This is a genomic window from Ruegeria sp. C9, from assembly GCF_056537585.1.
Window position 1 is genome coordinate 26374 of the sequence record NZ_JBQFRU010000001.1, and the last position, 12405, is coordinate 38778.

Sequence of the window (12405 nt, forward strand, 5' to 3'; positions counted from 1 at the left end):
CTCTAACCTTTCACATACAGGGGCACACGTTGCGCGAACTCGGCACCATCTTTTGCTTTGGCCACAAGGCGAATGTTCCAGTTCCCTTTGCCCAGGGCAGCCGGAGCGGCATAGGCGATGCCATCAAAAGTAAAGTCCGGCGAGAAGTCTTCCTTCACATGGGTGGCGCGCCCCACCACGGCCTGCAGATCTGCCACTTCAACAGGGGAACCGGTCTGATCGGTTATGTATAGCACCAGCAGCCCTCCGGTCAGCTCGGCCTTGATGTTCCAACCCAAGGCCTGCTGTTCCTTCAAACGTTCATTGAACTCCTGGCTGGCTACATAGGAGTTCTTCACCTCAAGCCCCGGAAAGGTCTTGATTGCACTATAAGCCAAGACGAGGTTCACCGTGATGATCACGCCAAAGGCCGCGACAAATACCGCCAATGCGTGTTTGCCTGTGAATTGACGTTCTGCCATTCTCAGCTTCCTCGTCCGTTGAAACTGGTATCCTTGTAGGCCCGCTCACCACTTTCCAGATCTTCGACCCAGATGCGAACCGAGGTGCTGTCAGCCGCCGCAGGGGCAGTACCCTGCGGAGCGGTGATATAGACGCGGGTCAATTGTGCCGTATCTGCAGTGACATTAACAGTCTCGCCTTCAACACCTTCGATTTCAATCTGCAGCGATGGATCGCCCGCAATCGTCAGTTTGAATGGCCGATCCTCGCCATGTTTGTTGCGCAGGCGTACATCATAGGTGTTACGGATCGTGCCATCTGAAAGGGTAACGAAAGTCGGGTTCCGCACCGGCGCAACCGTCAAATCGATATCCGAACGAATGAACAACGCAAAGAGCAGTGCAAATCCGACCAGTGACCATAGCGCCGTGTACAGGATCGTGCGCGGACGCAGGATGTGTTTCCAAACGTTTTTGGGTGGCTGACCTTCGCGTTCGCGGGCTTCATCACTCAGCGCCATATAATCGATCAGACCACGGGGCTTGCCTATCTTGGCCATCATGTCATCGCAGGCGTCGATGCAAAGCGCACAGGTAATGCATTCCAGTTGCTGACCGTCTCGGATGTCGATCCCTACCGGGCAGACATTGACGCAAGCCATACAATCGATGCAATCGCCCAGCTCGCTGTCAGCCGTACGTTTGCCTTTGCCGCGTGGTTCACCCCTCCATTCGCGATATCCGACGACCAGGGTATCCTCGTCCATCATCGCGGCCTGAATGCGCGGCCATGGGCAGGCATAGATGCAGATTTGTTCGCGTGCAAAGCCACCGAAGAAAAATGTGGTGCCGGTCAGAATCAGCATCGTCGTATAGGCCACTGGATGCGCGTTTCCGGTGACCAGATCACGCGCCAGAGTTGGTGCATCCGCAAAATAGAAAACCCAGGCGCCACCAGTTGCGAGCCCGATGAAGAACCAAGCGACCCACTTGGTCAGGCGCAGCCGCGCCTTGCGGAAATCCAGCTTTTTCTGCCTGTGCAGACGCAGGCGCGCATTACGGTCGCCCTCGATCCAGCGCTCGACAAGGATATACAGGTCCGTCCAAACCGTCTGCGGGCAGGCATATCCGCACCAGACCCGCCCAAGCGCCGAGGTGAACAGGAACAGACCCAATCCTGCCATGATCAGCAGCCCAGCGACAAAATAGAACTCGTGCGGCCAAATCTCGATCCAGAAGAAATAGAAGCGGCGGTTCGCCAGATCCAGAAGAACGGCCTGATCCGGAAGGCTTGGACCGCGATCCCACCTGATCCAAGGCGTCACATAGTAAATGCCCAGCGTCACCGCCATGATGATCCATTTCAGATTGCGAAACGGGCCGGACACACGTCTCGGGAAAATCGGCTCTCTGGCGGCGTAGAGACTGGGGGTGGGATTGGAATCGCTCACAGGCTGGCTCCGCAACTGGCTATTCTGAGTGTGTGTTCTTCCAGATCACGAGGCAAGGGACTTTGACATGGGTCAAAACGCGCATCGTGCAGACACCTTTAGACGCGTGAATTACTGCTGGCTTCGCGCTTCGCGCCTCAGCCAGTTGATGAAGATTTTCACGGATCGCCTAAGAGCTTGTTTTTGCGTAACTATATGATACCCGCGCGTATCCGGCTCGGCGAAGAGTTCGACGACGCGGCCCGCATTGATGTCCGCTTCGACGAATTGTCGCACAGTGACGGTGACCCCTTGCCCAGACCGCAAACCATCCAGCAGCAGGTTACCGGGAAGCTGCGTACGCCCCGCGCCGCGTTCGGGTCCGACACCTCGCTCAGTCAGCCATTTTGTCCCCTCAGTCGTGCCAATTTCCTCAAGCCACGGCAACTGCGCAAGTTCTGCCGGGGACCAATCGGTCTTGTTACCCAATAGTGTGGGTGAGGCGACGATGACCATCGGCGTCTGCAACAACATCTCACACTCCACCCCCGGCCAACCGCCGGCGCCATAACGGATCGCTACATCCACGCCACCCGGTTGCAGCTCGACCACCTCAAAGGTTGGATCTAGGATCAGGTTTACGTCGGGATGCGTCGCGCGGAAACTCGGCAGTCGCGGCATCAGCCAAGATGCAGCGAAGGAAGACGTCAGCGACACATGAACCGGGCGGTCCTGAGCCGAGCGAGCCAGATCACCCACAGCAGCCTCGATCGCACCAAATCCAAGCTGCAGGGCACGGGCCAGATGCTCACCTTCCGCGGTAAGTGTCAGCGCTTTGCCCGTTCGGTCCAGCAGAGCCGCGCCCAGATGTTTCTCGAGCGCGCGAAGCTGCTGGCTGATTGCAGCGTGGCTAACATTGAGCGCAGCACCGGCCTCGACAACACTTCGCTTCTCAGCGAAGGCTGCAAAGGCCCTGAGAGAGGCCAACGGCGGCAGTGATAGCCAGTCCATATGTAAACCCTACTTACACATTGAAATGGTAATTGAGTCGCATTCGGCGTGCGAAAGGTCAATCTTAAAGCTCAGAAACAACTCTGCACAGGAGGGAAACCATGCTGACCGTATTCGCCAGATCTTTTTTGAACGCGACACGCATCAATACGCCTCACATCTACGATGCGCCAAAGCCGGGCCGTCGCAAGCGGCGCTGGCTGCCCGAACATCATTGGTGGAGAGAAAACCCGCGCGATGTAAATCTGAACGATCTTTGATACTGGTTTGAATGCCGTATCTGGACCGGCAGAGATTGCAGCCCTATTATTTGAAAATCGGCACCGGCTGTTCTGGAAACGCGCGAACAGATGGAACAGCCGGTGCCTAGACCTTCGGGCGGGAGACCGCCCGGAGGTGTTCTTTTATGTCTTACTGACCGCCACCCAACTGGTGGACATAGGCCGTGACAGCGCGAATCTGCGCGTCGGTCAGGCGATTCTCCCACGGGGGCATCACACCAAAGCGGCTGTAGGTGACCGTCTCGGTCAGGGCCTCTTGGCTGCCGCCGTAAAGCCAGATCGCATCGGTCAGATTCGGCGCACCCTGGGAAACGTCGCCTTTGCCGTCATCACCGTGGCAAGCCGCGCAGTTGTCTTCGAACACAACCTTGCCTGCCTGCGCCGCCGCGTCATCGGTCTGGGCGTTGGTCAGGGACATGACGTATTGAACCACTTGAGTGATCTCATCCTTTTCGAGGATCTCACCAAAGGCCGGCATCTCGGAATAGCGCGCGTCGTCGCTTTCCTCGTTCCGGATGCCATAGGCGATGGTGTACTCGATATCCTCAAGCGAGCCGCCCCACAGCCAGGCGTCATCCAGCAGGTTCGGGAAACCCGGCGCACCCTGCGCGCCCGATCCGTGGCACTGCGCGCACCAGGTTCGGAACACAGCGCCACCAGAGTTAACTGCGTATTGTTGCAGCTCCGCGTCGGCCGAGATTTCTTCCAGCGGTGTTTCCACCAACTTGGCATTCCACGGCGCATTCGCTTCTTCAAACGCGACCATTTCCTGCTGCACCAGCTCGCGCGAGGACCAACCCAGCACACCGGCGGTTGCCGATTGAACCAAGGGCCATGCGGGGTACATGATCGTGTAGATCACGCCCCAAATGATGGTCGCGTAAAAGGTCCAAAGCCACCAGCGTGGCATCGGATTATCGAATTCCTCGATTCCGTCCCAGCTGTGACCCGTGGTGTTAGGATCGCCCGGCTGTTTTTCAGGTGTCTTACTCATTGCCGCGCCTCCTTGGATGTGGCGGGTTTGTCGTCGCCCCGACGGGGCGCTGGGGCATCAGCGTGCCGGAACGGGATGTTGGCGGTGTCCTTGTATTCCTTGCTGGCACCAGGGCGGAAAACCCAGATGATGATGCCAATAAAAAACGAGAACAGGAGCAGCAACATCCAGCTATCCGCGAACTGCCTTAGAATTGTGTATAGTTCCATCACACCCTCCTTTAACGGCTTGCGTCCGGGGTGAAGGTCGAGAAATCGACCAGCGTGCCCAGCATCTGGAGGTAAGCAACCAACGCATCCATTTCAGTCAGCTCGGGCTGACCGTCAAAGTTACGCACATTGACCTTGTCGCCATAGCGTTCCAACAATCCATCATAATCGCTGTCCGGATCGGCCTGCGCCCGAAAATCGGCCTGCGCCTGTTCAAGCATCTCGTCGGTATACGGGGTGCCGACCACGGCATTTGCCGCCATGATGTCACCGATATACTTGCCGTCTAGCTTACGATCCTCAAGGAAGCCGTATTTCGGCATCACCGATTCCGGCACCACCGATTGTGGATCGCGCAGGTGGTCCACCTGCCATTGATCCGAATACCGGCCACCGACGCGGGCAATATCCGGCCCGGTGCGTTTGGACCCCCATTGGAACGGATGATCATACATGGATTCAGCCGCCAGCGAGTAGTGGCCATAACGTTCAACCTCATCCCGCATCGGGCGGATCATCTGGCTGTGGCAAACATAGCAGCCTTCGCGCAGATAAACCTCACGCCCCGCCAGTTCGAGAGGGGTGTAAGGGCGCATGCCCTCCACCTTCTCGATGGTGTTCTCAAGATAGAACAGGGGCGCGATCTGTACGATGCCACCGATAGTTACGACCAGAAAGCTGAAGATCAGCAGGAGGGTCGCGTTGGTCTCGAGGATCTTGTGTTTGTCGAGAATTGCCATTGCTCCGGCCCTCCTTATTCAGCCGGGACCGCGACGGTCAGGCTGGCCTCTTTGGCCGGCGCTTTCCGTACAGTCATCCACAGGTTGTAGCACATGATCAGCGAGCCAGCGACGAACATCACGCCACCCAGCGCACGCACCACATACATCGGGAACTTCGCGGCAACGGTGTCAGCGAACGAATTCACCAAGAAGCCATTGGCGTCCACTTCACGCCACATCAGGCCTTCCATGATACCGGTGACCCACATCGACGCCGCGTAGAGAACGATGCCAATGGTGGCGAGCCAGAAGTGCCAGCTGACCAGCTGCAGCGAGTACAGACGCTCACGCTTCCACAAAACAGGGACTAGGAAGTAAAGAGCACCAAAGGTGATCATACCGTTCCAGCCCAGCGCGCCCGAGTGTACGTGACCGATAGTCCAGTCGGTATAGTGGCTGAGGCTGTTCACAGCGCGGATCGACATCATCGGACCCTCGAACGTGGACATGCCGTAGAAGCCGACCGAAATCACCATCATCCGGATCACTGGGTCAGTGCGTAGTTTGTCCCATGCACCCGACAGGGTCATCAGACCGTTGATCATACCACCCCACGAAGGCATCCATAGGATCACCGAGAACACCATGCCAAGGGTCGAGGCCCAATCAGGCAGCGCAGTATAGTGCAGGTGGTGCGGACCAGCCCAGATATACAGGAAGATCAGCGCCCAGAAGTGGATGATCGACAGCTTGTAGCTGAATACCGGACGCTCAGCCTGTTTCGGGATGAAGTAGTACATCATACCCAGGAAACCGGCAGTCAGGAAGAAGCCCACGGCGTTGTGGCCATACCACCACTGGATCATGGCATCCTGAACACCAGACCAGACGATGACCGATTTCGATCCCCAGATGCTAACCGGGATGGTCATGTTGTTGACCAGGTGCAGCATGGCGACAGTCACGATAAAGGCCAGATAGAACCAGTTTGCCACGTAGATGTGCGGCTCTTTCCGCTTGATGATCGTGCCCAGATAAACAGCCAGATAGGCAACCCAGACAATAGTCAGCCACAGGTCAACGTACCATTCAGGTTCGGCATATTCTTTCGACTGCGTTCCACCAAGTATATAACCGGTTGCCGCAAGCACGATGAACAGCTGATAGCCCCAGAACACGAACCATGCCAGGTTTCCACCCCAAAGTCGCGCAGCGCTGGTGCGCTGTACGACATAGAACGAAGTTGCGATCAACGCGTTACCGCCAAAGGCAAAGATAACCGCCGATGTATGCAAAGGCCGCAGACGCCCGAAATTAAGATAGCCCTGCGCCCATTCGAAGTTTAGCGCCGGAAAAGCTAGCTGGAATGCAATAAAAGTCCCCGCCAGGAACCCGACTACCCCCCAGAATGCGGTTGCGATCACGCCGTAGCGGATCACGTCATCCATATACTCACCAGAGCGGTCGACGAGGATATCTGGCTCTTCCGTGTTTCTAAGCGTCCAGATGAACAGACCGCCGGCGATCAACATCACCAGAATTGCGTGCACCTGATACGCCAAATCCCGTGCGTAGTTAGAGCCGATGGCTGCGAACAGCACCACCAGCCCAAGCACGATCAGCTTGATGTAATTTGACATATTGCGTCCCTTTGCCATGCCTCGCGCGATTCTTCGTGTCACGCGAAACCTTTTTGACTGCATGCTGTAATGCAGCGAGGTCGCCTTTGACGCTTTGATCTGCATCAAGACAAGCCCCTGTTTTCTGTGAGAGGTATTTTGCAGAAACAGACACGCGCTGGCAACGGACAGCGCCGGAAACATGAGGTCGACATGGCATTTAAATCTCTTCTTACGGTCATGACGGAAACCAAGCTTTCTCAGAACGCACTGGCACAAATGGTGGCATTGGCAGAAGGGCAGGACGCCCATGTCGAAGCGTTGTGTCTTGGCGTCGATCGCAGTCAGACCGGTTATTATTATGCCGGTGCAAACGCTTTGATCCTGCAGGAGACCCTGAGCCGCGCCAATGCCGAGGCGGACGAGATACTCGCCTACGCTCAGGATTATCTGGGTAAGTCGGGCGTGCGCTGGTCCGCTGAAAACGGGGTAGCTCAGATCGCTGATCTCGGGCGACATGTCGCACGCCGCGCACGCTTTTCGGATCTCGTTGTATTGCCCCGACCTTATGGAAAAGACCGCGACGCAGAAGCGGAACCCATCGTCGAAGCCGCCATGTTCGAAGGCCATTCGCCGGTGCTATTGGTGCCCGATGATAACAAACCGATTTCGGCCCCAAAAACCGTCATGGTGGGCTGGAACGAAAGCGTCGAAGCGATGCGCGCCATCCGTCGCGCGTTGCCATTCTTGAAGCAGGCCGAACTCACACGGATTGTTGTGATTGATCCACCGCGTCATGGGCCGGATCGATCGGACCCGGGCGGTCTGCTATCTCAGATGCTGGCGCGACATGGGGTGAAGTGCGAAATCGACGTGCTCAGCAAGACCATGACGCGCGTCTCGGACATCCTCAATCGCCACGCTGCCGATACCGAGGCCGATATGATCGTTATGGGGGCCTATGGCCATTCGCGCTTTCGCGAGGCCATTTTGGGCGGTGCGACCCGCAATATGCTGGAGCAATCAGAAATCCCCGTGTTTCTGGCTCACTGACGACGCCAACAAACGCAAAAGCCGTCCGTCTCTGGTGCGGCTTTATGTCTTGCGGATCAGGCCGATCAGGAACAGCAGGATCACCGCGCCGATAGTGGCAAAGAAGATCGAAGAGATGAGCCCTCCGCCAACCGCAAAGCCCAGGGCGGGAAAGATCGTGCCCGCCAGAAACGCACCGACAATCCCGACTATAATATTCCCGATCAGGCCGAACCCACGCCCTTCCATGATTTTTCCCGACAGCCAGCCAGCTATCGCGCCGATGAACAGCATGGCGAGTAAACCGCTAAATTCCATAAGGGACTCCCAATTGTTCGAGGGCGGCGGGCTGAGGCATCAGACCAGAAATCCGCCATCGGTATCGTCGCCCGCCTCTTCCATTAGGCGCCCCATATCGGGGATTGTTACATGGCGTTTACCTTCCAGAGTAATGACCTGATCTTTCTTCAAGGCGGAAATCTGCCGGCTGACAGTTTCCAGGGTCAGCCCAAGATAGTCGGCCATCGCCTCGCGCGTCAGTGGCAGGTCAAAGACAATCGGAGCTACCATTCCGGCTTGATGAATCGATGCGTCCCGGCGCGCGATGATCGAAAGCAGGCTGGCAATCTTTTCCCGCGCCGTCTTGCGCCCAAGCACCAGCATCCACTCACGGGCCGCATCCAATTCGTCCAGCGTCATTTCCAGCAGACGCTGCGAGATGTGCGGCGTTGTGATCATCATGTCTTCGAACGGCTTTTTGCGGAAACAGCACATCATCAGATCGGTGGTTGCAACCACGTCATAAGGCGCGTTGTCTCGTCCAGGGCGACCCACGAAATCACTAGGCAGCAGCAGGCCGACCATTTGCCTGCGCCCATCCTCCATCGTCTGTGTCAAAGACGCGATTCCCGACACGACCGAGCCGACAAAATTCATCGGATCGCCGGACCAGATGATCGTCTGCCCCGCCTCAAAGCTGCGGTAGTACTTGATGTTCTCAAGCTCTTCCAGCTCGTCCTTTTCGCAATGCGCGCACACCGCACGATGCCGGATCGGGCATTCTGCGCAATTGGTGTGGTCGAATTGGGCCTTGAGTGTCATTCGCGCTTCCATTTGATTTCGGTCAAAGTACCCTGGGCCCTCCAGCTATAGTCATATCTTTATGACACTGAAACCTCAACTGGCACGGCTTGGACTTTTTGACGCGAAAGTACCGCGTTACACAAGCTATCCCACCGCACCCCACTTCAGCAATGACGTCGGGGCTGATCTGTTTAGCGACTGGATTTCCGGGATTGCTCCGGGCAGTTCAATCTCGCTTTACATCCACGTACCCTTCTGCCGTCGGCTGTGCTGGTTTTGCGCCTGCCGGACACAAGGCACCCAGACTGATAACCCGGTCATTGCCTATGTCGACGTGCTAAAGGCCGAGCTGGACCTGCTGGCGGCACGCCTGCCAGAGGGTGTTAAATTGTCGCGGCTACACTGGGGCGGCGGTACGCCGACGCTGTTGAATGCAGACCTGATGCGGGATCTGGCCGCGCGAATCCTTGAGATTGTGCCTTTAGGCCCAGACGCCGAGTTTTCCGTCGAGATCGATCCGAATGAGATCGACGAAGCCCGGCTGGATGCACTGGCCGAAGCCGGGATGAACCGCGCATCGATCGGCGTTCAGGATTTTGACGACGAAATCCAGAAAACCATCGGTCGCATTCAAAGCTATGACACCACCCGCGAAGCTGCCGAGATGATCCGCGCGCGTGGTATATCCAGCCTGAATGCGGACATCCTTTATGGCCTGCCCCACCAGACCAAGGCACGCATGACCGAAAGTGTGCAAAAGCTGTTGTCGCTGAACCCTGACCGGGTCGCACTCTATGGCTACGCGCATGTGCCGTGGATGGCCAAGCGCCAGCAGTTGATTCCATCAGATGCCCTGCCCACACCGGAACAGCGACTGGAACTTTTTGAAACCGCCCGGCGACTGTTCCTATGGGACAATTATGCCGAGATCGGGATCGACCACTTTGCAACGCAGGACGATGGGCTGACCCATGCGCTGCGCGCTAGTCGATTGAAACGGAATTTCCAGGGCTATACAGACGATCAAGCTCCTATTCTGATTGGCTTGGGTGCCAGCTCGATCTCACGCTTCCCGCAAGGATATGCGCAAAACGCACCGGCAACCTCGGCTCATACGAAGGCCATACGCGAAGGGCGGTTCTCGACGTCGCGCGGGCATTTGTTCAAAGGTCAGGATGTTCTACGGTCGCGTCTGATCGAAGCATTGATGTGCGATTTCCAAATCAACTCGGCCGAGATTCTGCGCGATTATGACATTTCAACTGCGGAACTGCAGCAAATGTACGCAACAGCAAACGCGGCCTTCGACGGGTTGCTACGCGTGGATGAAAACGGATTGTTCATACCGCCCGAAGCACGTGCGCTGACCCGCATGATCGCGCGCAGCTTTGACGCGTATGACCTGAGTAAGGCTGGGCATAGTTCCGCGATCTGAACACTCTTCGGCAGGTCGTTTTTTGCGACCTTCCCTTACAAACCGGCACGGGGGCTTGACGCATGCCTTCGGTTTTCTCCACACTCAAGGGGTGGAGAGACCCACCTCTTCACAGCCTGAGGCAGGCAAACGCAGACAGTTCTTGCCGACGCGCATGCGTTCGACAGCCCTTTTCGTGCAGCCATACTGCAACCTGAAAGAGGGACAGCACTCATGCGCGTTTTCACCGTCCTCGGCCCCAGCCAATCGGGCAAATCCACCTTGGTCGAAGCGATCAGCCGCCTCGACGGGCGGCCCACCACATTCGATGTTGCCGGAACCGTGCATCTGCACGGTTTTTCTTATTTAAACGAACCGTGGTGCGCGGTGGACGTAGACGGAGGCGGCGATGCGCTGGCCTATGTCGGCCCGGCCATGGCGATCTCGGACGCAGCAGTTGTGGTTGTCCCACCTGACCCCGATGCTGCCGTTCTGTGTGCCCCGTATCTGAGGTTGGTCGAAGAAGCAGGCATTCCCTGTTTTTTATTCATCAACCGCATGGACAGCCCCAACGGTCGCATCCGCGACATCGTTGCTGCACTGCAGACCTATTGCACCCACCACATCGCTCTGCGGCAGGTGCCGATCCGCGACGGAGACACCATTATCGGCGCAGTCGATCTGATCTCGGAACGCGCCTGGAAGTATCAGGAGGGGCAGCCCTCGGCCCTGATCGAGCTACCGCAATCAGTGGAAGACCGCGAACAGGAAGCACGCACCGAGTTGTTGGAGACCCTATCGGATTTCGATGACAATCTGCTGGAGCAACTGATCGAGGACAAACAGCCCCCCAGCGAGGAGGTCTACGAGCTGGCTGCACAGGTCTTGCAGAACCATCAGCTGATCCCGGCTTGTCTGGGTGCCGCGAGCCATGGCAACGGTCTGACCCGCTTGATGAAGGCGCTGCGCCATGAGGCACCGGAATTCAACATTGCAGCTGATCGGGATGAGGCCGAAGAAAACGCACGTGCCATCGCAGGCTTTGCAGATGTGAAGAAGCATATCGGTAAGATCACCGTATTGCGTGGTCTGGGCGACGGTGTGAAAGCACATGAATCCCTTGGTGGCGAAACTGTGGGAAACCTGACAACCCTGGACGCCAAGACCCAAATCAGCGCGCTTGAGGCCGGGCAGATCGGCCTTGCTGTCAAATCCGACCACCTTAATCCTGGCTTTATCTATGACAGCGCGGCGGCAACGCCGTTGCCGGAATGGGCCTCATCCCATCCAGCCGCGCATCGTCAGGTCGTATCGCCCGCGCATGAGCGAGACGACGTGCGACTGTCGAACGCATTGACCCGGTTGGTTGAGATCGACCCCGGCCTGCACCTGGAGCAAGACGAGTTGAGCGGTCATTCTATTCTGGGCTCACAAGGCCCGCAGCACATGCGCCGCGTGACCGCCAAACTCGCCGAAGATTTCGGCATCGAGATTGAGGCCGAAGCCGCCGGAACCGCCTATCGCGAGACCATCCGCACGAAGGTCGATCATCGCCACCGCCACCGCAAGCAATCCGGCGGTGCAGGTCAATTCGCTGATGTGGTGATCTCAATCGCGCCGCTGCCGCGCGGCTCGGGGTTTCAGTTCGAAGAAGTGGTCAAAGGCGGGGCCGTACCCCGGAACTACATTCCTTCGGTTGAACATGGGGCCAAGGACGCACTGGTTGAGGGGCCTGAAGGTTTCCCTGTGGTGGACGTCAAGGTGACGCTCAGCGACGGCAAGCACCATAACGTGGACAGTTCGGATTATGCCTTCCGCACCGCTGGCAAGAACGCGGTACGTGAAGCGCTGCCCGAGGCGAAACCCGTCGTCTTGCAACCGATCCTGAATGCCGAGATCCATCTGCCTTCAACCTTCGTCGGTGACCTGGTCCCCACGATCAGTTCCTTGCAGGGTCAGGTGCTAGGTTTCGAAGGCAATCCCAACGCCTCAGGCTGGGAAATCTTCAATGCGACACTCCCCGCCGTGGCCGAGGATGAACTGCACCGCACACTTGCCAGTGCTACCCGCGGGACCGGTTGGGTCAAACTACAATTCGATCACTATGAAGAGCTGCGCGGCCCCGTTCCCGCGTCAGCCAAAAATAAGGAAATAGCCTGACATCAAAGGC

At 57.3% G+C, this 12405-nt stretch carries 13 protein-coding genes; 4 read left to right on the forward strand and 9 right to left on the reverse strand.

Annotation, left to right across the window (positions count from 1 at the left end; genetic code table 11):
• Positions 1 to 2: 2 nt before the first annotated feature.
• The 3 genes from ACR0NE_RS00110 to ACR0NE_RS00120 form a co-directional block, all read right to left on the reverse strand.
• On the reverse strand, positions 3 to 461 hold the full coding sequence (locus ACR0NE_RS00110) for a FixH family protein (RefSeq protein ID WP_170398607.1): 459 nt from the start codon (positions 459 to 461) through the stop codon (positions 3 to 5).
• Positions 462 to 463: 2 nt separating this feature from the next.
• Positions 464 to 1891: a cytochrome c oxidase accessory protein CcoG gene (gene ccoG / locus ACR0NE_RS00115; protein WP_170398610.1), complete on the reverse strand. Its 1428-nt coding sequence runs from the start codon at positions 1889 to 1891 to the stop codon at positions 464 to 466.
• Positions 1892 to 2002: 111 nt separating this feature from the next.
• Entirely contained in the window at positions 2003 to 2881 is an 879-nt protein-coding gene (locus ACR0NE_RS00120; protein ID WP_170562453.1) for a LysR family transcriptional regulator, read from the reverse strand.
• A 101-nt stretch (positions 2882 to 2982) separates the two neighbouring features.
• Here ACR0NE_RS00120 and ACR0NE_RS00125 point away from each other — a divergent pair, with 101 nt between their 5' ends.
• Positions 2983 to 3141, forward strand: a complete 159-nt coding sequence (locus ACR0NE_RS00125; protein WP_170398617.1) for a hypothetical protein — start codon at positions 2983 to 2985, stop codon at positions 3139 to 3141.
• Positions 3142 to 3292: 151 nt separating this feature from the next.
• Here the strand turns inward: ACR0NE_RS00125 and ccoP are convergent, their stop codons facing one another.
• From ccoP to ccoN, 4 genes are read right to left on the reverse strand one after another with little or no spacing between them, the layout of a single operon-like run.
• On the reverse strand, positions 3293 to 4156 hold the full coding sequence (ccoP, locus tag ACR0NE_RS00130) for a cytochrome-c oxidase, cbb3-type subunit III (RefSeq protein WP_170398621.1): 864 nt from the start codon (positions 4154 to 4156) through the stop codon (positions 3293 to 3295).
• Positions 4153 to 4365 carry a cbb3-type cytochrome c oxidase subunit 3 gene (locus ACR0NE_RS00135; protein WP_170398624.1) on the reverse strand — a complete coding sequence of 71 codons (213 nt, stop codon included), beginning with the start codon at positions 4363 to 4365 and terminating at the stop codon, positions 4153 to 4155. Before ACR0NE_RS00135 ends, ccoP begins: the two co-directional genes overlap by 4 nt.
• Before the next feature lie 11 nt (positions 4366 to 4376).
• Positions 4377 to 5105 carry a cytochrome-c oxidase, cbb3-type subunit II gene (gene ccoO / locus ACR0NE_RS00140; protein WP_170398627.1) on the reverse strand — a complete coding sequence of 243 codons (729 nt, stop codon included), beginning with the start codon at positions 5103 to 5105 and terminating at the stop codon, positions 4377 to 4379.
• Positions 5106 to 5119: 14 nt separating this feature from the next.
• The gene (gene ccoN, locus ACR0NE_RS00145) at positions 5120 to 6727 is read right to left on the reverse strand and encodes a cytochrome-c oxidase, cbb3-type subunit I (protein ID WP_170596842.1); all 1608 of its coding nucleotides are present in this window, start codon (positions 6725 to 6727) and stop codon (positions 5120 to 5122) included.
• A 192-nt stretch (positions 6728 to 6919) separates the two neighbouring features.
• Here ccoN and ACR0NE_RS00150 point away from each other — a divergent pair, with 192 nt between their 5' ends.
• Positions 6920 to 7759, forward strand: a complete 840-nt coding sequence (locus ACR0NE_RS00150; RefSeq protein WP_170398633.1) for a universal stress protein — start codon at positions 6920 to 6922, stop codon at positions 7757 to 7759.
• Between the two features lie 42 nt (positions 7760 to 7801).
• Here ACR0NE_RS00150 and ACR0NE_RS00155 read toward each other — a convergent pair whose 3' ends face one another.
• Complete coding sequence (locus tag ACR0NE_RS00155; RefSeq protein WP_170398637.1) at positions 7802 to 8056, reverse strand: GlsB/YeaQ/YmgE family stress response membrane protein; 255 nt, start codon at positions 8054 to 8056, stop codon at positions 7802 to 7804.
• Positions 8057 to 8095: 39 nt separating this feature from the next.
• Positions 8096 to 8839, reverse strand: a complete 744-nt coding sequence (gene fnrL, locus ACR0NE_RS00160) for a transcriptional regulator FnrL (protein ID WP_170406526.1) — start codon at positions 8837 to 8839, stop codon at positions 8096 to 8098.
• A 61-nt stretch (positions 8840 to 8900) separates the two neighbouring features.
• Here fnrL and hemN point away from each other — a divergent pair, with 61 nt between their 5' ends.
• Positions 8901 to 10256 carry an oxygen-independent coproporphyrinogen III oxidase gene (gene hemN, locus ACR0NE_RS00165; RefSeq protein WP_170596841.1) on the forward strand — a complete coding sequence of 452 codons (1356 nt, stop codon included), beginning with the start codon at positions 8901 to 8903 and terminating at the stop codon, positions 10254 to 10256.
• Between the two features lie 213 nt (positions 10257 to 10469).
• Complete coding sequence (locus ACR0NE_RS00170) at positions 10470 to 12395, forward strand: elongation factor G (protein ID WP_170562441.1); 1926 nt, start codon at positions 10470 to 10472, stop codon at positions 12393 to 12395.
• Positions 12396 to 12405 lie beyond the last annotated feature (10 nt).